At 68.0% G+C, this 19,661-nt stretch carries 21 protein-coding genes and 1 pseudogene; 9 read left to right on the forward strand and 13 right to left on the reverse strand.

Translation table 11 applies throughout. From position 1 onward, the window contains the following. Window positions 1–73 precede the first annotated feature (73 nt). Entirely contained in the window at window positions 74–523 is a 450-nt protein-coding gene (locus ACFEMD_RS15090) for a pyridoxamine 5'-phosphate oxidase family protein (protein WP_394741912.1), read from the forward strand. A gap of 34 nt (window positions 524–557) precedes the next feature. Here the strand turns inward: ACFEMD_RS15090 and ACFEMD_RS15095 are convergent, their stop codons facing one another. Continuing rightward, window positions 558–989: a universal stress protein gene (locus tag ACFEMD_RS15095; protein WP_394741914.1), complete on the reverse strand. Its 432-nt coding sequence runs from the start codon at window positions 987–989 to the stop codon at window positions 558–560. Between the two features lie 186 nt (window positions 990–1,175). On the opposite strand from ACFEMD_RS15095, the gene ACFEMD_RS15100 reads away from it, so the two are divergent. The 3 genes from ACFEMD_RS15100 (at window position 1,176) to ACFEMD_RS15110 (ending at window position 3,036) form a co-directional block, all read left to right on the forward strand. Next, window positions 1,176–1,613, forward strand: a complete 438-nt coding sequence (locus tag ACFEMD_RS15100) for a universal stress protein (protein WP_394741915.1) — start codon at window positions 1,176–1,178, stop codon at window positions 1,611–1,613. Between the two features lie 7 nt (window positions 1,614–1,620). Beyond that, window positions 1,621–2,511 (forward strand): universal stress protein, encoded by an 891-nt coding sequence (locus tag ACFEMD_RS15105; RefSeq protein ID WP_394741917.1) that lies wholly within the window; start codon window positions 1,621–1,623, stop codon window positions 2,509–2,511. A gap of 81 nt (window positions 2,512–2,592) precedes the next feature. After that, the gene (locus ACFEMD_RS15110) at window positions 2,593–3,036 is read left to right on the forward strand and encodes a universal stress protein (RefSeq protein WP_394741918.1); all 444 of its coding nucleotides are present in this window, start codon (window positions 2,593–2,595) and stop codon (window positions 3,034–3,036) included. Between the two features lie 3 nt (window positions 3,037–3,039). On the opposite strand, the gene ACFEMD_RS15115 is transcribed toward ACFEMD_RS15110, so the two are convergent. Continuing rightward, complete coding sequence (locus ACFEMD_RS15115; RefSeq protein ID WP_394741919.1) at window positions 3,040–4,146, reverse strand: aminotransferase class V-fold PLP-dependent enzyme; 1,107 nt, start codon at window positions 4,144–4,146, stop codon at window positions 3,040–3,042. Between the two features lie 389 nt (window positions 4,147–4,535). After that, the gene (locus tag ACFEMD_RS15120) at window positions 4,536–4,985 is read right to left on the reverse strand and encodes a universal stress protein (protein WP_394741922.1); all 450 of its coding nucleotides are present in this window, start codon (window positions 4,983–4,985) and stop codon (window positions 4,536–4,538) included. 183 nt (window positions 4,986–5,168) lie between these two features. Between ACFEMD_RS15120 and ACFEMD_RS15125 the strand changes: the two genes are divergently transcribed. Together ACFEMD_RS15125 and ACFEMD_RS15130 are read left to right on the forward strand one after the other, a co-directional pair. After that, window positions 5,169–6,737, forward strand: coding sequence for an ABC1 kinase family protein (locus ACFEMD_RS15125; RefSeq protein WP_394741923.1), 1,569 nt, complete (start codon window positions 5,169–5,171; stop codon window positions 6,735–6,737). 84 nt (window positions 6,738–6,821) lie between these two features. Beyond that, the gene (locus tag ACFEMD_RS15130; RefSeq protein WP_394741924.1) at window positions 6,822–7,268 is read left to right on the forward strand and encodes a universal stress protein; all 447 of its coding nucleotides are present in this window, start codon (window positions 6,822–6,824) and stop codon (window positions 7,266–7,268) included. Here the strand turns inward: ACFEMD_RS15130 and ACFEMD_RS15135 are convergent. Continuing rightward, window positions 7,250–7,660, reverse strand: coding sequence for a hypothetical protein (locus ACFEMD_RS15135; RefSeq protein ID WP_394741926.1), 411 nt, complete (start codon window positions 7,658–7,660; stop codon window positions 7,250–7,252). The two genes, ACFEMD_RS15130 and ACFEMD_RS15135, sit on opposite strands and share 19 nt — an antisense overlap. Window positions 7,661–7,731: 71 nt before the next feature. After that, a complete protein-coding gene (locus ACFEMD_RS15140) occupies window positions 7,732–8,478 on the reverse strand; it encodes a sugar phosphate isomerase/epimerase family protein (protein ID WP_394741927.1) in 747 nt (248 codons plus the stop codon). A gap of 123 nt (window positions 8,479–8,601) precedes the next feature. Here ACFEMD_RS15140 and ACFEMD_RS15145 point away from each other — a divergent pair, with 123 nt between their 5' ends. Then, complete coding sequence (locus tag ACFEMD_RS15145; RefSeq protein ID WP_394741928.1) at window positions 8,602–9,483, forward strand: universal stress protein; 882 nt, start codon at window positions 8,602–8,604, stop codon at window positions 9,481–9,483. A gap of 93 nt (window positions 9,484–9,576) precedes the next feature. Here the strand turns inward: ACFEMD_RS15145 and ACFEMD_RS15150 are convergent, their stop codons facing one another. The 3 genes from ACFEMD_RS15150 to ACFEMD_RS15160 form a co-directional block, all read right to left on the reverse strand. Continuing rightward, window positions 9,577–9,966, reverse strand: coding sequence for a DUF2267 domain-containing protein (locus tag ACFEMD_RS15150; protein ID WP_394741929.1), 390 nt, complete (start codon window positions 9,964–9,966; stop codon window positions 9,577–9,579). Window positions 9,967–10,047: 81 nt separating this feature from the next. After that, window positions 10,048–10,533 (reverse strand): universal stress protein, encoded by a 486-nt coding sequence (locus ACFEMD_RS15155; protein ID WP_394741931.1) that lies wholly within the window; start codon window positions 10,531–10,533, stop codon window positions 10,048–10,050. 46 nt (window positions 10,534–10,579) lie between these two features. Next, the gene (locus tag ACFEMD_RS15160) at window positions 10,580–10,984 is read right to left on the reverse strand and encodes a universal stress protein (RefSeq protein WP_394742255.1); all 405 of its coding nucleotides are present in this window, start codon (window positions 10,982–10,984) and stop codon (window positions 10,580–10,582) included. A 116-nt stretch (window positions 10,985–11,100) separates the two neighbouring features. On the opposite strand from ACFEMD_RS15160, the gene ACFEMD_RS15165 reads away from it, so the two are divergent. Both ACFEMD_RS15165 and ACFEMD_RS15170 read left to right on the forward strand, forming a co-directional pair. After that, window positions 11,101–12,222 (forward strand): pyridoxal phosphate-dependent aminotransferase, encoded by a 1,122-nt coding sequence (locus tag ACFEMD_RS15165; protein ID WP_394741934.1) that lies wholly within the window; start codon window positions 11,101–11,103, stop codon window positions 12,220–12,222. Window positions 12,223–12,358: 136 nt separating this feature from the next. Continuing rightward, window positions 12,359–12,568, forward strand: a complete 210-nt coding sequence (locus ACFEMD_RS15170; protein WP_394741935.1) for a hypothetical protein — start codon at window positions 12,359–12,361, stop codon at window positions 12,566–12,568. Between the two features lie 157 nt (window positions 12,569–12,725). Here ACFEMD_RS15170 and ACFEMD_RS15175 read toward each other — a convergent pair. The 5 genes and pseudogenes from ACFEMD_RS15175 to ACFEMD_RS15195 form a co-directional block, all read right to left on the reverse strand. After that, window positions 12,726–13,140 (reverse strand): annotated as a pseudogene (locus ACFEMD_RS15175) (MOSC domain-containing protein). A 55-nt stretch (window positions 13,141–13,195) separates the two neighbouring features. After that, window positions 13,196–14,965: a proton-conducting transporter transmembrane domain-containing protein gene (locus tag ACFEMD_RS15180; RefSeq protein ID WP_394741936.1), complete on the reverse strand. Its 1,770-nt coding sequence runs from the start codon at window positions 14,963–14,965 to the stop codon at window positions 13,196–13,198. After that, a complete protein-coding gene (locus ACFEMD_RS15185; protein ID WP_394741937.1) occupies window positions 14,962–16,614 on the reverse strand; it encodes a proton-conducting transporter transmembrane domain-containing protein in 1,653 nt (550 codons plus the stop codon). Before ACFEMD_RS15185 ends, ACFEMD_RS15180 begins: the two co-directional genes overlap by 4 nt. A 51-nt stretch (window positions 16,615–16,665) precedes the next feature. Next, the gene (locus tag ACFEMD_RS15190) at window positions 16,666–18,132 is read right to left on the reverse strand and encodes a proton-conducting transporter transmembrane domain-containing protein (RefSeq protein WP_394741939.1); all 1,467 of its coding nucleotides are present in this window, start codon (window positions 18,130–18,132) and stop codon (window positions 16,666–16,668) included. Between the two features lie 322 nt (window positions 18,133–18,454). Continuing rightward, the gene (locus tag ACFEMD_RS15195) at window positions 18,455–19,507 is read right to left on the reverse strand and encodes an RNA-guided endonuclease InsQ/TnpB family protein (protein ID WP_394741940.1); all 1,053 of its coding nucleotides are present in this window, start codon (window positions 19,505–19,507) and stop codon (window positions 18,455–18,457) included. Window positions 19,508–19,661: the final 154 nt, after the last annotated feature.

Raw genomic sequence — 19,661 nt, forward strand, 5'->3', positions numbered from 1 at the left:
CGCGTTCTCGTTGCCAATACAGTCACTATTCCCGGAGCGAGGTGTTTTGCGGCCTCGAGCCGTTCGTCGGAGTATGCGCGACTCACGCTGGCACCGGCTGAGCGGGTCGGCGCTCGAGGCGTTCCTCGGACGGGGCGGAACGGGCGTCATCTCCTTCGGCGCCGACGCCGACACCGCGCCGGCATCGATACCCGTCTCCTACGGGTACAACGCCGATATCGAGGCGTTCTACTTCCGCCTCTCGCTGCCGCCGGAGAGTCGGAAGACCGAGCTCGTCGACCGACCGGTGTCGTTCGTCACGTACGCGGAAACCGACGACGGCTGGCGCAGCGCCGTCGCGACGGGTCGGCTCGAGCCCGTCGAGGAGACGTCGTACGACTCGACGACCGTCCAGGGGATGTGGGGGATCGAGATCCCCGAGATCGACGTCTTCGAGCGGTCCCGCGAGGAGCTTCAGTTTCGGGACTTTCAGCTCGATCCCGAGACGCTGTCCGGACGCAAGGAGGTCCCGTCGGAACCGTAGCTCTACGGTCGCGGCGAAGCGGGAGGATCCCGCGCTACTTCTCGGGGCGAACGATCGTCACGGAGACGGGCGCCCGCCTCGAGACGGTTTCGGCCACACTGCCGAGTAGCACGCGGCCGATCCCCGATCGACCCTGGCTCCCGACGACGATGTGGTCGACGTCGAGGTCGTCGACGGCGCCGACGATCGCCCGCGCGGGCGAACCGCGGGCGAGTTCCGTCCTGACCGGAACGTCGAACTCGGCCCCGAACTCGGCGTACTCCTCGAGTAACGCCTCGGCCTCGCGTTCGCGCTCATCCATGTACTCGTCGTTCCAGACCGCCTCTTCCGTCGTCGAGGCGGCGCGAAACGGGTCGAGCACGTGCAAGACGACGATCTCGTTCGTCTCGAACTCGGTCGCCGCGACCTGTAGCGCGCGCCGGGAGTGATCGGAGCCGTCCACCGGAACGAGGATCCTGTCGAACATCGTCACACCTACACCGGAACGTTATATAATGGTAATTCACGGGAGAGCGAGTGTCACCGCACCAGATACGAAGCATCGGTGCGAACGCGACGCTTCCGTCCACGACTCCTGGGTGCGGTGTCGGCCGTTCCGCGCCGTCGAGAATTACCACTGAACGCTTTATGTCCCGATCGCGTCGACCCTCGTATGGCACGACACATCTTGGTTCCGCTGGACGGGTCGGAGCCCTCGTGGGCCGCACTCGAGCACGCCGCCGAGAACTACGAGGGCAGTCGGATCACCGCCCTGCACGTCGTCGACCCCTCCGCGGGCTCGTACGCGGGCGCCGAGGGCGGCTACTACGACCCCGTGGCGTTCGACCGCGCACGCGAACGCGGCGAGGAGATCTGCGAGGAGGCCCGCGAGCGGCTCCGCGAAGCGGGCGTTCTGGAGACGACCGAGCTCGAGACCGCCGTCGAGACCGGCGGCGCCTCCCGGACGATCCTCGAGTACGCGGAGACCGAGGACGTCGACCACGTCGTCATCGGCAGCCACGGGCGCTCGGGCATCTCGCGGATCCTCATCGGGAGCGTCGCCGAGACGGTGACACGCCGGGCACCGGTTCCGGTGACGATCGTTCGGTGAGTCGACCATGGCAACGACGAACCACACCACGGACGTCGACGGGACCCTGCTCGTCCCGGTCGCGAACGCCGAAACCGCGGACCGCCAGCTCGACACCGCGATCGACATCGCGACCGACCGCTCCTCCCGCATCCTACTGGTGTACGTCCTCGAGGTTCCCGCCCAGCTGTCGCTGCAGGACGGACGGCGATACCTCCTCGAGGACGAGACCGAGGCGATGCTCGAGGAGGCCGCGGCGTGCGTCGAGTCCCGGGGCATCCCCGTCGACAGGCGCATCCGGATGGCCCGCGGCGTGGCTACGGGGATCGTCGGCGCGGTCGACAAGCACGACGTCGACGCGATCCTGCTGGGGTGGCGCGGTCGACCGCCCCGACGGGACGTCATCCTGGGCAGCCACCTCGATAAGGTCCTTGGGGACGCCGGCTGTGACGTCCTCGTCAAGCGGATCAAGACGCCGACCGGCGACGTCGAGTCGGTGCTCGTCCCGGTCGTCGGCGGCCCCCACGACGCGTTCGCAGCCGAGGCGGCCGCCTCGGTCGCCCGCGCGAACGACGCCGACGTAACGCTGTTGCACGTTCTCGAGTCCGACGAGCCCGAACTCTCCCGGGAGGAGGCACGAGCCGTCCTCGCCGAGACCGCAGGAGCCTTCGAGGGCGTTCCGTCGGTCGAGCGCGAACTGGTCGAGGCCGACGACGTCGCGGGGACGATCACCGACCGGACGACCGAGCACGACCTCACCGTGCTGGGCGTCTCCCGCGGCGGACTCGTCCAGCGAAAGCTCCTGGGAACGATCTCCGAGGCGGTCGGTCGCCACGCGGCCGGAACCGTCGTGCTCGCGAAGCGCCACGATCCCGTCCCCTCGAGGCTGCGGCGGCTCGGATCGCGCCTCGGACGCTGACCGCCGGCTCCGCGGTCGAATCGAGGTGTCAGCGCCGACGACGGTGGATATCATTATGCGAGCCGTCGGAATACTCCCGCTATGAGCGACCGCATCCTCGTCCCCTACGACGGCTCCGAGCCCGCAGGGTACGCCCTCGAGTTCGCCTTCGAGACGTTCCCCGACGCCGACGTCACCGCCCTCCACGTCATCCAGATCCCGGAGGGGTACTGGGGCACCTTCGAGGGTCCCGGGGTCAGACCACCGGTCACGGAGAAGGCCCGCGAGTACGCCGACGAACTCCTCGAACCCGCCCGGGAGCTGGCGGCCGACCGCGGCCGGGACCTCGAGACCGAGATCCTCGCCGGGAAGCCGGACGACCGGATCGTCGAGTACGCCGAGGAGGAGGAGGGGTACGACGCGATCGTCATGGGCAGTCACGGCCGCGAGGGGATCACGCGGGTGTTACTCGGCAGCGTTGCAGAGAACGTCGTCCGTCGGTCGCCGACGCCCGTCGTCGTCGCTCGCGACCCCGACGTCAAGTGAGCGCTACAGCGCCTCGAGCAGCTGATCGATCTCGTCTCGGGTGTTGAACGCGTGAACCGAGATCCGGATCGCGTCGGGGTACGGCAGCGAGCGGACGACGATATCCTCGCTGGCGAGCCGTTCGACGGTCGCCTCGGGGTCGTCGACGTCGGCGGTGACGAGCCCAGACTCGAACGAACGCGGGCTCAGCAGGCGCTCGTCGGAGAGCCCGTCCTTGAGGCGATCGGTCAGCGTCTCGATGCGCGACTCGATGGCGTCGGCGCCGAGTTCCTGGTGGAGGTCGATCGCCTGCCGGAGTCCCGCGTCGGTCGCGGGACTCGTCGTCCCGACCTCGAACCGGCCAGCGCCGGGCGCGTACTCGTAGTCGGGCGCGTTCGGGTCGACGACGCTGCGGTAGCCGATCGCGCTCGGCGCGTAGTCTGCCTCGACGCCCTCCCGAACGTAGAGGAAACCGGCGCCGAAGGGGCCCAGCAGCCACTTGTGGCCCGCGCCGACGACGAAGTCGGCGCCCCACTCGCTGACGTTGACGGGGGTCTGACCGGGCGACTGGACGGCGTCGACGAGCGTCGCTGCACCCGCGTCCCGGGCGATATCGACGAGTTCGCGGACCGGAAGCCGAGTGCCGTGGGTCCAGGTGATCGAGCTGAACTCGAACAGCGTCGCGCCCTCGAGGGCGGTCTTGACGTCCTCGAGGTCGACCCGTCCGTTCTCGGTCTCGAGGACGCGCACCTCGACGCCGTACTCGCGCTCGAGGCGGCGCCAGGGGAGGATCCCCGCGGGGTGTTCGAGGTCGGTCCGGACGACGACGTCCTCGGCGTCCCAGTCGATCGCGCCGGCGATGCGGTTGATCCCATCCGTTGTGCTCTGGGTGAGCGCGACCTCGGCCTCGCTCGCCCCCAGCAGGTCGGCGACCGCGGGCTTCGTCGCGTCGTGGCTCTCGCCCGCGGCGACGTACATCCCCTCCTCGACGGGCGCCTCGTACTCGTGGGACTCGAGTGCGGACTCGGCGGCCTCGACGACCCGCCGCGGGCTGGGGCCGCCCGCACCGGTGTTGAAGTAGCTGGCGCGCTCGAGGGCCGGAATTTCGTCCCTGAGCCGTTCGTGATCCATATACCTGATCGTCGGCTCGACGGCTCCTAAGCGTTCGGCTCGGCAACCGAGCGAGAAAAACGGGGTCACTTTCGCGGCTCGTCCCTTGAGCGACGGTCGATAGCAGTAATTGGGACCGCGGTTTCGTTGTGTTGCGTAGAGGGGGCGAATGGAACACTGCGGAAAATGCCGAGCATCCGCGAGCGAAGCGAGCGGTTCACCGCCGGAGCGGGATGAAACCCCGCGACGGCGGCCTTTTGGCATCAACGGGTTTTGCCGGGGGTTGAGGCTGGCGTCGCAGACGCCAGCCGATGCCCCCGGTAAAAGAGGTTGCTATGCGTAACGCGATTTTCACGCGATAACCTGCATCAAGAAACCGTGTGACTAGCTACTGAGAGGGACGCGGTCCGCTACTCGTCGACCGGGGACTTGACGACCGTCACCGGCCGTTCGGACAGGTTTACGACCCGTTCGGCAACACTCCCGAGCAGCCGTCGGTACTCGCCCGAGCGGTTCTTCGAGCCGACCACCGTGAGTCCGACGTCGGCCTCGTCGCCGTACCTGAGGATCTCCTCGTGGGGGACGCCGTGGCGTACGATCTCGGTCGTCTCGAGCCCGGCCGCTTCGGCTTCCTCGGTGATCGCCTCGACGGCGTCGGTGCCGGCCTGCTCCAAGGCGCTCTCTAAGCCCTCGAACTCGTGGACGTACTCGTCGCCGGGATACGAGCTGTAGGCGTCGGTGTCGACGACGTACAGGACGTGGAGTTCGGCGTCGTACCGCTGTGCCGCGTCGATCGCGTGGTCGATGGCGTCGTCGATGCCGGCGCTCATGTCGGTCGGCAACAGGAGTCGATCGTACATACTCGATCGAACGCGAGCGAGCACTATATTCCCACCCACGACTTCCAAGAAGCTGGGAAAGAGCGAAAGGGATCGTTCGTGCAACCGCCGCCCGGATTGCCAGGGTGCCGACGTATTTGTGACCGGGAGCCGAACCCCCGCTATGGACAGGGAGACGATCGCCGCCAACGCCGCCCTCGAGCGATGAACGGCTACGGCTACTACCTGCGGTACGCTCAGGTGTTGCTCCGATTTCTCCCCGTCGCGCTCGCCCTGCTCCGGGACCGGCGCCGGTTTCTCCTGTTCGGGCCACCGCGTCGGGTGTCGACGGCGACCCACCGCGAGCGGGCCGAACGCCTCACCGAGACGATGCTCGATCTCGGCCCCGCGTTCATCAAGGTCGGCCAGGTGCTGTCGACGCGTCCGGACGTCGTCCCCCCGACGTACGTCGAGGTCTTTTCGGGCTTGCAAGACGAGGTACCCGAGAACACGGGTGGGGACCCGATGGCCGTCCTCGAGGCGGAACTGGGCGACGACCTCGACCTCGAGACCCTCGAGCCCGTCGCGGGCGGCTCGCTCGCGTTCGTCTACACCGCGGCGTACGAGGGGGAGCGGATCGCGCTGAAGGTCCGCCGACCGGAGCTGGTCTCGATGATCGAGCGCGACCTGCGGGTCATCAGGGGGTTCGTGCCGCTGCTCGCGACGTTCGCCGACGAGCGCCAGCGCTACTCGCTGGAGAACGTCGCCGACGACTTCGAGGCGATCATCCTCGAGGAACTGGACTTCGAGCGCGAGGCCGCGATCATGGACGAGATCGGCGAGAACTTCGCCGACGACGACCGGGTCGTCGTTCCCGACACGTACGACGAACTGTGTTCAGAGCGGGTGATCGCCATGGAGTTCGTCGAGGGACGGAAGATCACCAACGAGGACGCCCTCGCCGCGGCCGACACCGACCCGACCGAGATGGCCACCCTGATCGCCCGGACCTACCTGAAGATGGGGCTGGTCGACGGCGTGTTTCACGCCGATCCGCACCCGGGGAACCTCGCGATAACCGGCGACGGGCGACTCGTCATCTACGACTACGGGATGAGCCAGCGGCTCACCCCTCAGGAACAGGAGGACATCACGAACCTGTACCGCACGCTCGTTCGCCGGGACGTCGACGGCCTGTTGAACACGCTCATCGCGCTCGAGGTGCTCGAGCCGACCGTCGACCGGGTCGCGGTTCGGCGGGTCCTCGAGCTGGTGATCGAGAACCTCGAGGGGCGTTCGGAGATTACCTGGCGGGCGATCATCACCGAGTTGCTGTCGATGCTGCGGGACTTTCCGTTCCGGATCCCGCCGAACGTGATGTTGCTCGTCAGGGTAGGCACCGTCGGCGAGGGGGTCTGTCGGAGCCTCGACCCCGAGTTCGACTTCCTCGGAGCGACGCGGTCGTTTCTCGTCGACCACGGGTTCATCGAGAGCGAGCTCGAGGCGCTGCTCGCGGAGACTCGAACCGACCTGCGCGAGTCGGCACCCGTCCTTGCGCGGGCGCCAGCCCGGTTCGATTCCGTCTTCGGCCAGCTCGAGCGGGGCGAACTCGTCGTCAGGACCGACCCCGTCGGTCCACCCAGCGGGAGCGATCCCGCGGTCGGGTACGCCGTCCTCGCGGGCGCGCTGTTCGTCGCGACAGCGGTGTTGACGCTGCACGCCCAACCCTACGAGCTCCCATCGTTGCTCGCCGCGGTCGCCGCGACCGTCCAGTACGTTCGGGCGCGGCGGTGAGCCGCGGGCCGACGGCTCGCTCGCGGTTCTCGGCGCTCGCCGACGCCACCCGGACTTATCCAGTCCGCGGGAGAACGGACGGACATGTACGATCGGATTCTGGTTCCCACTGATGGCAGCGAGTACGCCGAGGACGCCGCCGAGCGGGCGTTCGACCTCGCAGAGACGACCGACGCCGCAGTCCACGTCGTCTGTGTCGTCGAGCAGGGACCGCTGGGTTCCGTTCGGCTCCCCGGCGACGACGCCAGCGCCGCCGACGCGTTCGCCGAGCGGGCCGAGGAGTTCGTCGCGCGGCTCGCCGAGCGAGCCCGGGAGCGCGGCCTCGAGGTCGAGACCGAGATCCGCGAGGGCGTTCCGGTCCGGGAGCTTCTCGACTACGCCGACGAGGTCGACGCGGACGCCGTCGTCATGGGAACCCGGGGACGGGGCGGGGTCAGCCGGATGATGCTGGGCAGCGTCACCGACGGCGTCATCAGAGAGGGTGACGTCGATGTCCTCGTCGTCGGCGAGGATCAGGAGTCGGCCCGGTGACCGATCGCCCGCGAGCGACGGCCGATCCCCCAGCCGAACAGCGCGAGGCCGACGAAGATCCCGACCGCCTGCAGGACGTACGCCTCCGGTAGCTGTTCGGGCGAGATCCCCCAGGCCTCGAGGCCGAGGCTGAGCAGGAGCAAGACGAGCACGAGCGCGAGCCCGGCGTCGGCGCTGCGCATGCTCGGCAGCGCCTCCGGCGAGGAGAACCCGCGTCCTAGCGCGTAGAAGACGAGCGTGAACGGCACCCAGCCGACGACGACGTACAGCACCACCTGCGAGCCGTCGCCGCCGAGGACGTCGCTCGGTACTAACACGCCGTAAACGAACGCGACCGCGAGCAGGCTTCCGGCGAGCAAGAGGAGGGCGCTCGAGTCGCTCGATGAGTCCATCACCGACTGTTCTGCCCCTGAACTGTTCAAACTACCGCTCAGTCTCCGCCGCAGGCTCGAGTGTGACCCGATCAGCCCTCGAGGTGTCCCCGAACCCGCTCGGCGGTGTCGCACAGCAGCGGGACGTCGTCGGTGAAGACCTCGATCGCGACGGTGCCGTCGAACCCCTCGAGTCGATCGGCAACGATTCCGTAGTCGATCTCGCCGGCCCCCAGCGGGAGGTGGGTGTCGCCCCGACTGCGGGCGTCGTGGACGTGCAGGTGAGAGACGAGGTCGCCGTACCGCGAGAGGAAGCGCTTGACTCCGTCGTTGCCGTCCTCCATGTAGGCGTGGCCGACGTCGAAACAGACCGCGGTGTCGGTCTCGCGGGCCAGATCGCCGAGCACCGACAGCGGCAGGCCACGCTTCTGGTGGCCGACGTTTTCGACGACGAGTTCGACGCCCGCGTCGGCGCCGGCGTCGGCGATGGCCGCAAGCTGTTCGGCGAACACCGGCCGGAGGTCCGTGTCGTGTGGGTTCCGTGCCGTCCCGTGGAGAACCGCCTTCTCGGCGCCGACCGATCCCGCCCACTCGAGCAGCTCCCGCTGATAGTCGAGGATCGCGTCGTTGATCCCGTCGACGGGCGTCACGACGACCTGCTTGAACGGCAGGTGGACGCAGAGGTCGGCGTCCTCCCGCTCGAGGAGCCCCTCGAGGCGGTCGGTGTCGATCCCGTTTGGGTCCGTCCCTTCGCCGATCGACAGCTCGAGCAGGTCGAAGCCGTCGATCGTTCGGTCGGCGCGCTCGAGCGAGTCGCCGACGGTGAGGCCGAGCTCCATATCGGATCAGGGACCGCCGGCCCCATAGTTCCGCTGGCGCGGCGATCGACTCGCCCGTCGTTTTTATTTCCGTCGGCGTGGGAAACGAGTCCGAGCGGGCCGACGCCCGACTTCACCACAACCATGTCATACGACGTCCTCGTCCCCGTCGACGGATCGGACCGGGGGTTCGCCGGGCTGGAGTACTGCCTCGCATCGTTTCCGGACGCGTCGCCGACCGCGCTGTTCGTCGCCGACCCCGCACACGATCACACGGCGACCGTCGGATCGTCGGAACCGACCGCCGAGCGCGCACAGGAGCGGGGAGAGCGGGTTCTCGAGCGCGCGGCCGACCGCGCCGACGAGTACGGTCGCGAACTCCGGACCGAGCTCCGAACGGGCACGCCCCACACCGAGATCCTCGCGGTCGCCGACGAGAAGGGCGCGGACCACGTCGTCCTCGGCAGCCACGGTCAGTCGCCGATCACCCGTCCCTTCCTCGGCCGCGTGAGCGAGGCCGTCGTCCGCCGATCGTCGGTCTCGACGACGGTCGTCCCCGAGACGACCGCGGCGATCCGGGACCGGGAGCTTCCCGGCGAGATCTTGGTCCCCCTCGACGGCTCCGAGCAGGCCGAGGCCGCGCTCGCCGACGCCCTCGAGACGTTTCCCGACGCCTCCCACACCGCCTTCCACGCGCTGGATCTCCCGTTCGATCGGCCGCGATCGGCGGTCGAGGGAACGTACCTAGAGGCGGTCCTCGAGGACCGCGAGAGTCGAGCCGAGGAAATCCTCGAGTCGGCGGCGACGCTGGCCGACGAACGCGGGGCGACGCTCGAGACTGAGACCGCGCCCGGAGCGCCCGCGAGGGAGATCGTCGAGTACGCCGAGTCGGGCGGCTACGATCAGCTCGTCATGGGGAGCCACGGCCGCTCGCTCGCGGCCCGGCTGTTCACGGGGTCGGTCGCCGAGCGGGTCGCCCGCCGCTCGCCGCGGACGGTCACGCTGGTTCGCGGGGCGCCCGCCTGATCCGCGCTCTCGCGGCCGACGCCGAAACGCCCTCGAGTCGCGCGTCTCGACCCGACCGGGAGACGCGAGCGATCGACCGCTGCGAGTCGTCGATCACTCCTCCGGAGCCCCGATCAGCTCGAACAGCGGGTCGAAGTCCTCGGGGAGTCCGTTGCGAACCTTCTCGATGTTTCCGGGCGGGACGTCCTCGGCGACGACCGCGAGCAGCTGCTGGGCGTGGTAGTTCGCGTCCGCCCGATCGACGCTCTCGCGCTCGGCGACCCGATCGAGGAACTCGTGGTAGTCGAAGCGCTGGCCGTGTTCGGCCTCGCTCAGGTAGCGGTCGATCTCCATCGGGAGCGGACTGGCGAGATCGGTCGCCTCCCCCTCCGGGAGCCGCTCGCCGAGCGTCGTCAGCACCGCCCGCGTCGCCCGGACGGCCTGGCCGAACTGTGCGTACTCGAGTCTGTGCTGGACCTGACCGACGAATTCCTTGTAGTTCATGAGTTGGGTGCCCTGGATCGCCTCGAGCCGGCGGGCTCCAGGCGGCGAGTCGACGGCCGTACACCGCGGAGCGGAATAAAGCTACTCGGCTCCGCGGGATCGGTCGTCGCACCCGTCGCCGTTCGGAACGACCACGACGGGGATCGACGCCTGGCGCACCAGTCGGTCAGCTGTGCTTCCCAGGAGCGCGGCGGCGACGCCGCCCCGGCCCGTTCGGCCGACGACGAGCAGGTCGATCCCGTGCTCCTCGGCGTACTCGAGGATCGTCGCCGTCGGACGGCCGCGACGGACCGCCCCTCGAACCTCGAACCCCGACGTTCGGCCGCCGCAGGCGTCGACGATACCGTCGACGAGCTCCGTCCGCGCCCGGTCGAGGTCAGCGACCTCCGCGACGCCGAAGCGCATCGGGTTCGCCGTCGTGTCGACCACCGAGAGCACGTGGACGGTCGCCCCCTCGCAGTCAGCGAAGCGGAGCGCTCGCTCGAGGGCGGCCTCGGCGGCGTCGCTGCCGTCGGTCGGGACGAGGATCGATCGGTTCGGCGCGTCGGAACCGTCGTTCTGGCTCATTCGAGCGACGATTGGATCGCCGGACGCCTAACGGTTCGCGTCCGGGTCAGGCCGTCAGCACCGGTCGGTCGACGCCCCTGACGAGTCGTTCGGCGCTGCTCCCGATCTCGCCGCCGGCGCCCAGCCCGCGGTTGCCGAGCACGACCAGATCCGCGTCGATCGCCGCGGCGTAGTCGGCGATCTCCTCGTGGGGCCGCCCTCGCCGGAGCTCCGTCGTCATCTCGCGATCGGTACGGTCCTCGAGCTCCTCGAGCACGCTTTCGGCGTGATCCCGCAGCTCGTCGACCATCGTCCGATCGCCCGACAGCATCGAGTCGCCGTACCGGTACGTGTCGACGACGGAGATCCCGTGGAGGTCGGCGTCGAACGTCGACGCGAGATCGACTGCGTAATCGACCGCGCGGCTCGCCGGGTCGCTGCCGTCCGTCGCGACGAGGATCGTCTCGTACATGGCGTGGGGTCTCACCACCAGTCGGAACAAATAGATTCCACCCTCGGGGAAGTCGCCCTCGCGGTCGAGCGTGGAACACATCAAGAGTTATCGGGGTCGGCAACACCGGTGTAGCTATGACGGAGTTTGCAGCCCGGGTCGAGCAGGTGTCGATCAGCGGCATTCGGGAAGTGTTCGAGGCCGCCGGCGAGGACGCGATCAACCTCGGAATCGGCCAGCCGGACTTTCCGACGCCCGACCACGCCCGGCGGGGGGCGATCGAGGCGATCGAGGCCGAGCGGACCGACGCCTACACGTCGAACAAGGGAACCCGATCGCTCCGGGAGGCGATCGCCGAGAACTACGACCGGGAGTTCGGACTCGAGGTCGATCCCGCCGAGGTCATCGCCACCTCCGGCGGGAGCGAGGCGCTGCACCTCGCGCTCGAGGCCCACGTCGACCCCGACGAGGAGGTCATCTTCCCCGATCCCGGGTTCGTCTCCTACGACGCCCTGACCCACATCGCGGGCGGGACGCCCAAACCCGTCGGCCTGCGCGACGACCTCACCCTCGACCCCGCGACGGTCGAGGCGGCGATCACCGACGAGACCGCCGCGTTCGTCGTCAACAGCCCCGCGAACCCGACGGGTGCCGTCCAGAGCGAGGAGGACATGCGCGAGTTCGCCCGCATCGCGGACGAACACGACGTCCTCTGTCTCTCCGACGAGGTGTACGAACGGATCGTCTTCGAGGGCGAACACCGCTCGCCCCTCGAGTTCGCCGAGAGCGACAACGTCGTGGTCGTCAGCGCCTGCTCGAAGACCTACTCGATGACGGGCTGGCGGCTGGGCTGGGTCCTCGGCTCCAACCGTCGGATCGAACGGATGCTGCGAGTCCACCAGTACGCACAGGCCTGCGCCTCCGCGCCCGCCCAGTACGCCGCCGAGGCCGCCCTGACCGGTCCCCAAGATCCCGTCGAGGAGATGGTCGCGGCCTTCGAGGAGCGCCGCGATCTGGTCGTCGACGGTCTCGAGGACGCCGGCCTCGAGGTTCCCACGCCGTCGGGAGCGTTCTACGTCATGCCGAAGGTGCCCGAGGGCTGGTGCGACGAAGTGCTCGAGCGGGACGTGATCGTCGTCCCCGGCGGCGCCTTCGGCGCCAACGGCGAGGGGTACGCCCGCCTCTCATACGCCACGGGGACGGCGGAGCTAAAGGAGGCTCTCGAGATTATCGACGACGCGACGCGGGCGGTTCGGTAGCAGCGGAGAGCGTCCTCGAGGTCACGCAGATGTCGGGCGAAAAACGGCAGCGTGTGTGAGAACGCGGTCGACGGCCAATCTGCGGTGAGGGTTGCGGTGAGGAAAACACTTGCACTCCCGGTAGAACATCGGCTTCATGAATACTGGCGCTACTCGGACGGAACTCCCTGCTCCAGTGGGGGTCGGGTTTGCCGTCCTCGCGCTCGCGAGTCTCGCATACGGCTTGGTGACCGGACAGCTCCTGCTCGGACTCCTCGTCGTCGCCGTTGTCGGCCTCTTCGTGTATCTGTACTTCCTGCTCCACCGATTGGTCGTCGCCGTCGAGAAGATCGCGCACAAGCTGTAGTCGACGCCCACCTAGTACGGTAACATCCTCGCCCGGCGTGAACGCCGAAACCTTCGTCGCGGACAGTTGGCGTCAGCCGCCGGGAGCACCTCGTAGAGAGAGAGATTGCGGCCCTCGTGCCGGGGTTCTTCGCGACGTTCCGGCCCAGAGGTATGACTCACTCGAGCGGTTCGACGACGTCTCCGGATCGAACCGTCCCGTCCTCGAGCACGTCCGGCCGGAGCCCGCCCCGGTGAACGAGCGCCTGTACCCGGAACCGCCGCCCGCCGAGATGGTTGGGCGCGACGTCGCGCGTCTCGACGGTCCGTCGATGTTCGCTCGGCTCGAGTTCGATCCCCATTTCACGTCCGATCTCCGTCACGGCCTCGCGTTCGATCAGCGTGAGGTCGTACCCGTCGTGGCGCTCCTCGTCCGACTCCCACTCGACGAACGTTTCGGTCTCGAGTTCGCTGAAGTAGCGATCGCCGCGAAGTCCCCCGCCCGGCGACCGCTTCGACGGCGGTTCGTTCCCCCGTCTCCCCCTCGGCTTCCGGCGCAGTGAAAACAGGTTCGACGGTACCGCTTCCGGTCATACGAGGTGTGCCGCTGGGCGGAATATAACCACTCGGCGTGTCGTCGGGTCCACATCTAAAACGTCAGTCCGACCACCAGCACGATCACGAGCGCCACGAACACGAGCGCGACGGTCGTCTTCAGCCCCGACTCGTCCCACGTCTGCCGAGCCCAGTCCCGGTAGCGGTCCTCCAGCGAGTCCGGAAGAGCGGCCAAAACCGTCCGTTCCGGGTTCCGAACCGCGACGACGACGGCCGCAGCCGCGCGAGCGACCTGCTCGTCGACCCACCCGTAACTCCGTACGAGGACGTCCGTGACGGCGCCGGTACCGTAGAAGACGAGCGGATCCCGAAGTTCGTCGACGTCCTTCCCTCCAGCGACGCGGCCGAACAGCGGTTTCGCGACGACGAACGCGACGAGGCTGCCGCCCGCGAGCACGACGGCCTTGTAGAGGTGGGCCGCCGAGTAGGGGTCCGTGCTCCAGGCGTCGGTCGCCGGCAGGAGCGCGAACAGTACCGGGTAGAACACGCCCAGCAGGACGCAGGCGACCGCGATCGGCGCCGAAACCGCGAGATCGGCCGGCGACAGGTCGGGGATCGAGGCGTGCTCGCCCTCGAGGAAGGCGTAGTAGCCGAACTTCATGAACGAGACGAACGTCCCGACGGCCCCGGCCAGCAGCAGGGCCTCGAGGAGGGTCGCGTTGGCCTCGGCGGCCGCGTCGAGGACCATCCCCTTCGTGACGAACCCGTTGAAGCCGGGGACGCCGGTGATCGAGAGCGCGGCGACGAGGAAGGTCGCGAACAGCAGGGGAGTCGCCCGCCCGAGCGCGCCGAAATCGTCGAGCTTGTTCTTTCCCGTACGGACGACGACGAAGCCCGCGACCATGAACAGCAGCCCCTTGTAGAGGACGTTGTTGAACAGGTGGCCAAAGCCGCCCGCGACCCCCAGCGCCGAGCCCAGTCCGATCCCGGCGAGCATGTAGCCGACCTGAGCCTGGATGTGGTAGGCGAGCAGTTTGCGCATGTCCTTCTGTGCGAGGGCGTAGGCCGCACCGTAGACGGTCATCGCGGCGCCGACGGACGCGAGGACGAGGTTTCCCTCGGGGAACGCCCGGTAGGCCGCGTACACCGCGACCTTCGTCGTGTACGCCGAGAGGATCACCGACGTCGCGACGTGTGGTGCGGCGTACGTTCGGGGCAGCCAGACGTGGACGCCGATCAGGGCGGCGTTGACGCCGACGGCGAGGCCGACCGCGACCGCGGCTAGTCCCGGACTGATCCCCGTTCCATCGTACTGCAGCGCGGTCGCCGAGGGGCCGACGGCGACCCAGTGGAGGGCGACGCCGACCAGCAACAGGCCGCCGCCGACGGCGTGGACCAGCGCGTAGCGATACCCCGCCCGCACCGCCTCGCCGCCGTGGTACCACACCAGCAGCGTGCTCGCGACGGCCATCAGCTCCCAGCCGAGCGCGAGCGCGAGCCAGTCGCCGACGAAGACGGTCCACAGCGAGACTCCGGCGTACGCCAGCGCGATCAGGAGGTGACGGGTGTCGGTACCGACGACGAACGCGTATCCGACCGCCAGCGCCCCGAACGCAGAGAGCGCCAGCCCGACGAGCCGCGAGGCGTCGTCGACGCTCACGAGGACGAGTTCGAGCCCGAGGAACGGCACCGTCGGCCCGGTCCCGTCGGGGACGAGCAGCGTCCACGCCGCGACGAGGCCGAGCCCGACGGCTCCGAGGACGTGCGCGAGCCGTCGCGAGCAGAACGGAACCAGCACTGTGGCGAGGACGACGATCGCCAGCGGCTGGACCGAAAGCAGCGCGTCGGAACCGCTCCCGATCACGGGCGACTCACCCCCGCGCTCTCGGCGGCCATGCGGGCGGCCTCGAGGACGAACAGCCAGTCGGCGGCGATCCCGACCGCGACGACGAGCGCGCCCACCGCGAGGATCGGACCCAACAGGAGCCACGTCGTCTCGGCGCCCGTCGGGGTGCGGCGCTCCCACTCGGCTCCGACGGTGGGGCCGCCGTCACCCTGTGCCCGGATGGCGGCCGTCGATGCGTCCGTCGGCTCGGATTTGGCCCCGCCGTCGGTCCGGGTTCCGCCCATCGGTTCCTCGACGATCGGTTTCGGGTCGGGGTCCGCGTCCTCGAAGAACGCGGCGTAGACGATCGGCCAGAAGTAGGCGACGTTGAGCCCGCCCGAGACGACGAACAGCGCGAGCACGACCCCGTTGTCCGCCTCGGCGCTACCCAACAGGAGGTGCCACTTGCTGACGAACCCGGCGAACAGCGGGATGCTCGCCAGGCTGGCGGCCCCGACGGCGAAGGCGACCATCGTCAGGGGCATCCGGCGCCCGATCCCCGCCATCTCGCTTACCTTCTTGGTCCCGCACTCGACGGCCAGCGCGCCGGCACAGAAAAAGAGGGTGAGCTTCCCGACGGCGTGGACCGGCAGGTGGACCAGCCCGCCGACGACCGCCGACGGGGTCAGCAGCGCGATGCCGAGGACGATGAACGAGAGCTGTGCGATCGTCGAGTACGCGAGCCGTCGCTTCAGGTCGTCCTGGCGCAGCGCGAGCAGGCTCCCCAGGAGGATCGTCGCGGCCGCCACGCCGGCCAGCGGCGCCGCGAGCCCGAGGGCCTCCGTCGTCGCCGGGCCGTACACCTCGAGGACGACGCGGGCGAGCGCGAACGCCCCGGACTTGACGACCGCGACGGCGTGGAGCAGCCCCGAAACGGGTGTGGGCGCGACCATCGCGCTCGGCAGCCAGCCGTGCAACGGCATGATCGCAGCCTTGACGCCGAAGCCCGCGGCCAGGAGTCCGAAGGCGATCCGGGCAAGCCAGGGATTCTCGCCCGCCGCGTCCGCGAACGCGTCGATCCCGCCGGGCGCGAACGTCGCGGTACCGGCCAGCCAGAAGACGAGCAGCGTGCCGCCGACCGCGAGGGTGCCCCCGCCGAGGACGTACGCGAGGTACTTGTAGCCGACCTGTCGGGCCCGCTCGGTGCCGTCGTGGGCGACGAGCGGGTAGGTGCCGATCGTCATCAGCTCGTAGAACAACACGAGCACGAGCAGGTTCGCGGCGAAGGCGACGCCCATCGCCGCGGCGATGCTCAGCGCCAGCGCGGCGAAAAAGCGGGTCTGATGCGCTTTCTCGTGGCCCCGCAGGTAGCCCGCGCTGTAGATCGCCGTCGGGATCCAGAGGGCGCTCGCGACGACGCCGAACAGCATCCCGAGCGGATCGGCCCGGAACGCGAACTCGATCCCGGTGGCGAACGTGCCGAGGTGGGTAACGTAGACCCGACCCTCGAGGACGCCAGGGAGCATGCTCGCGACGACGGCGAAGGTGGCGAGCGAGCCGACGAGGCTCACTCCCTCGCGAAGGGTCGGTCGCTCGTCGGCGAGCGCGACGGCGACCACGACCAGCGCGGGGACGAGGACGGCGAGGAACGGACGCAGCGTCGCGACCTCCGCGGCGCCGTCGCTCATCGGGGCTCGCACCTCCGGCGTCGGTGTCGCGTGTGTGTTCCGTGCATGGTGTCAGGAGGCGAATTCCTCGATCGCCGTCGCAAGGAGGCCCTCGATCCACCCCGAGCTCACGCCCATCGCGAGCGCGACGGCGGTCGCTGCGACGACGACGGCGACCGTTCCGACCGTGACCCGGGCCTCCGTGTTCCGCGGGCCCTCGAACGGATGAAAGTAGAGGCGGCTGATGAAGGGGACGACGTAGGCGAGCGTCAACAGCGTGCTGACGACGACCAGCGCCGCGACGAGCCACATCCCGTGCTGGATCGCTCCCAGCGCGATGTACCACTTGCCGACGAAGCCGACCGTCGGGGGGAGGCCGATCATCGCGATCCCCAGCAGCGCGAACGTCGCCCCCAGCAGCGGCGCCTCGTTCGCGAGGCCCGCGTACTCCTCGAGCGAGCGGGCCTCGAAGCGGAGCGCGAAGATGCCGGCGACGAGACAGAGCGCCCCCTTGACGATCCCGTGGCCGAACAGCTGCAGGATCGAGCCGAAGATCGCGTCCTCGTTGGCGATCGCAAAGCCCGCGACGACGAGGCCGGCCTGAGAGATCGTCGAGTACGCGAGGACGTCCTTGATCCCCCGGTGGACCGCCGCAAGCAGGTTGCCGAGCAGCATCGTCGCAAGCGAAACCGCCAGGATCCCGTCGACGAGGATCGGGTTGGCCGCGAGGAAGTCGGTCGTGTAGACGGTAAAGAGGACCCGCGAGAAGGCGTAGACGGCCGCGGCGGGGATCACGCCCGAGATCAGCGCGCTCAGGGCGTCGGGGGCGACGCCGTGGGCGTCGACGAGCCAGGTGTGAAACGGGAAGAGGCCGATGCTGATCCCGAGGCCGACGGCCATCAGGAGAAACGAGGCGACGACCAGCGGGTCGGCGTAGCCGACCGCGGGGAGCCGCTCGGCCAGCAGCGCCATGTTCGCCGTTCCCGTCGCGACGACCGCGACGGCGACCCCCGCCAGGTAGACGCCGACGCCGAGGGTCCACAGCACGACGTACCGACGGGTCACGTCGCTGTCCCACCCGGTTCCCGTCGCGTCGACGAGGGCGACCGTCGAGAGCCCGAGCAACAGCAAGAAGAGGGACAGCACGAACAGATCGCCCGTCAAGGTGACACCGATCACGCCCGCGACGATCGCCAGGTATCCCCCGTAAAAGGTGTTCCCCCGAGGACCCGCCGTTCGAGTGTAGGCGAGCGCGCCGAGCGCGACCAGCGAGTCAAGCAGGACGATCACGCCCGAGAAGCCGTCGGCCTGCAGCTCCGTGGCGTAGCCGAGGCGATCCGACGAGAGCCGGTACTGGATCGGTTCGCCGGTGACGAGCGCGACCGCCAGCACGACCGAGAGGACGAACGTCACCGACAGCGACGCCGCGGCGATCGACCACCCGGCCTCGGCGAGCCGACCGCTTGCGAGCACGGAGAGCGCCGCGGCTCCGAGCGGGACGACGACCACGGCAGCGACGAGCCACTGGAGTTCGATCATCGGGTACACCGGACGGGATGCCGACGCGGGTCGTCCTCGACCGAACGGGCCCGCCGGAATCGAGTGCGGTTGACCTCCTCCCACGGCTGAAGCCGTGGGATTCCCCGATGGGGATATTAAGGCTGCGCGTTTCCTCGGCAGCTCAAATACGCTTTCACGTGGCCAGCCTCACAGGTCGCCGCTCGATTATTACCACGAGCGTGCTTTGCAGCGCGTGTAGCTCGGTCAAACGAGCCTTCCCACCTGCACGTGGCAGGCGACCGCTTCGCGGTCGGCACGTTCTTTAGCGTGCTGGGCCGCACGGTTCGCGTCACCCAAAGTGTTACGCCGTGCATGGTTCACCCTCTCGTTTGCTAATGTTTTCAGCCGCGTTCAAATCTGCGTGTCGAACGTACCCGCAGTGCGAACACTCGAACTTGCTCCCCTCACGACCCACGAGTTCACCACACTGACTACACTCCTGACTCGTGTTCTCAGGGTCAACTTTCTCAACCCGAATACCTTCCTTTTCAGCCTTGTACGTGATGAATTGCTGGAGTTCGTAGAACGGCCACGAGTGAATACCGTTCCACTCGCTACCGTTACGAATGTTTTCGAGGTCTTCGAGTTTGATGACGGGATTCTCGAACTGACTGGCGTACTCGACTAATTTCTTTGAGAGGGTGTGATTAGCGTCTTGGATGCGGCGGTACTCCTTGTTACCAACGTGGTTACGTGCGCGAAGCGCACCCGTTTCCTGTAGCGAATCACGAAGGGAACGGTAGTACCGCCTGACAAACTTGTACTCCTTGCCGCTCACAAGGAACGACTCAGCACTCGGGTCATCTGGCGTGGCCGCGAGGATGTAGTTGTGCCCAACGTCAATTCCAATGGGTGTTTCCCCGCCTGCTTGTTCCTCGTCATATTTGACGGTGAACGAGCAATGCCAATCATTGCCTTCGCGCCAGACGCTGAGTTTCGTCTTCTCAGCGGTGCCATCAAGTAAGGCTTGAACAGGTTCTTCGATGCTGTTGTGGACGTGAATTGGCGTGTACCACCAATCACTGATACACGGGAACCCGATGACAACAGAATCGTTTTCCGTTGTATGAATTTCCCAGTTTTGGTTGTTGACTTCGATGGGTTGCTCGCCCGTGTACTCTATGGGTTCGTCGTCGTAGTCACTTTTAGCAGAGCGAATAGCTTGGTTTTGGAGTGCTGAGTAGAGTGGATTGTCGATGTTGCCAGTTGTGACGGACGAGGAGAGCGAACCGTCTTCCCAACCGTCCACGAGCCATTGTTTACACTCGCGGAAGATATGGGTGGCGCGTTGCCACTCTTGACGGCGAGAACGGCTGGGATTGCGGAATGTTGTTTCTACGCTCCCCTCGACCATTACACGTGTAATTTACTGTTCTATGATAATAAAAATTTGGCGTGGAATATCCAGCCTGCTGGGGGAGCGTGGATTGGTTCAGCAGTGACGGCTTCATCCCACGGCTAAAGCCGTGGGCTTTCGCCTGTAATCTCTGTAAGGGGCTCGATGGTTT

The sequence above is a fragment of the Natronococcus roseus genome (assembly GCF_043677095.1).
GTDB classification, from domain to species: Archaea; Halobacteriota; Halobacteria; order Halobacteriales; family Natrialbaceae; genus Natronococcus; species Natronococcus roseus.

What these genes read in the sequence shown, in the direction of transcription:
- ACFEMD_RS15110 (WP_394741918.1), top strand. Translation starts at nt 2,593, where the DNA reads ATGAGCGACCGCATCCTCGTCCCCTACGACGGCTCCGAGCCCGCAGGG.
- ACFEMD_RS15130 (WP_394741924.1), top strand. Translation starts at nt 6,822, where the DNA reads ATGTACGATCGGATTCTGGTTCCCACTGATGGCAGCGAGTACGCCGAG.
- ACFEMD_RS15165 (WP_394741934.1), top strand. Translation starts at nt 11,101, where the DNA reads ATGACGGAGTTTGCAGCCCGGGTCGAGCAGGTGTCGATCAGCGGCATT.
- ACFEMD_RS15105 (WP_394741917.1), top strand. Translation starts at nt 1,621, where the DNA reads ATGGCAACGACGAACCACACCACGGACGTCGACGGGACCCTGCTCGTC.
- ACFEMD_RS15195 (WP_394741940.1), bottom strand. Translation starts at nt 19,507, where the DNA reads ATGGTCGAGGGGAGCGTAGAAACAACATTCCGCAATCCCAGCCGTTCT.
- ACFEMD_RS15170 (WP_394741935.1), top strand. Translation starts at nt 12,359, where the DNA reads ATGAATACTGGCGCTACTCGGACGGAACTCCCTGCTCCAGTGGGGGTC.
- ACFEMD_RS15125 (WP_394741923.1), top strand. Translation starts at nt 5,169, where the DNA reads ATGAACGGCTACGGCTACTACCTGCGGTACGCTCAGGTGTTGCTCCGA.
- ACFEMD_RS15160 (WP_394742255.1), bottom strand. Translation starts at nt 10,984, where the DNA reads ATGTACGAGACGATCCTCGTCGCGACGGACGGCAGCGACCCGGCGAGC.
- ACFEMD_RS15150 (WP_394741929.1), bottom strand. Translation starts at nt 9,966, where the DNA reads ATGAACTACAAGGAATTCGTCGGTCAGGTCCAGCACAGACTCGAGTAC.
- ACFEMD_RS15135 (WP_394741926.1), bottom strand. Translation starts at nt 7,660, where the DNA reads ATGGACTCATCGAGCGACTCGAGCGCCCTCCTCTTGCTCGCCGGAAGC.
- ACFEMD_RS15145 (WP_394741928.1), top strand. Translation starts at nt 8,602, where the DNA reads ATGTCATACGACGTCCTCGTCCCCGTCGACGGATCGGACCGGGGGTTC.
- ACFEMD_RS15190 (WP_394741939.1), bottom strand. Translation starts at nt 18,132, where the DNA reads ATGATCGAACTCCAGTGGCTCGTCGCTGCCGTGGTCGTCGTCCCGCTC.
- ACFEMD_RS15090 (WP_394741912.1), top strand. Translation starts at nt 74, where the DNA reads ATGCGCGACTCACGCTGGCACCGGCTGAGCGGGTCGGCGCTCGAGGCG.
- ACFEMD_RS15140 (WP_394741927.1), bottom strand. Translation starts at nt 8,478, where the DNA reads ATGGAGCTCGGCCTCACCGTCGGCGACTCGCTCGAGCGCGCCGACCGA.
- ACFEMD_RS15155 (WP_394741931.1), bottom strand. Translation starts at nt 10,533, where the DNA reads ATGAGCCAGAACGACGGTTCCGACGCGCCGAACCGATCGATCCTCGTC.
- ACFEMD_RS15115 (WP_394741919.1), bottom strand. Translation starts at nt 4,146, where the DNA reads ATGGATCACGAACGGCTCAGGGACGAAATTCCGGCCCTCGAGCGCGCC.
- ACFEMD_RS15100 (WP_394741915.1), top strand. Translation starts at nt 1,176, where the DNA reads ATGGCACGACACATCTTGGTTCCGCTGGACGGGTCGGAGCCCTCGTGG.
- ACFEMD_RS15120 (WP_394741922.1), bottom strand. Translation starts at nt 4,985, where the DNA reads ATGTACGATCGACTCCTGTTGCCGACCGACATGAGCGCCGGCATCGAC.
- ACFEMD_RS15095 (WP_394741914.1), bottom strand. Translation starts at nt 989, where the DNA reads ATGTTCGACAGGATCCTCGTTCCGGTGGACGGCTCCGATCACTCCCGG.
- ACFEMD_RS15185 (WP_394741937.1), bottom strand. Translation starts at nt 16,614, where the DNA reads ATGAGCGACGGCGCCGCGGAGGTCGCGACGCTGCGTCCGTTCCTCGCC.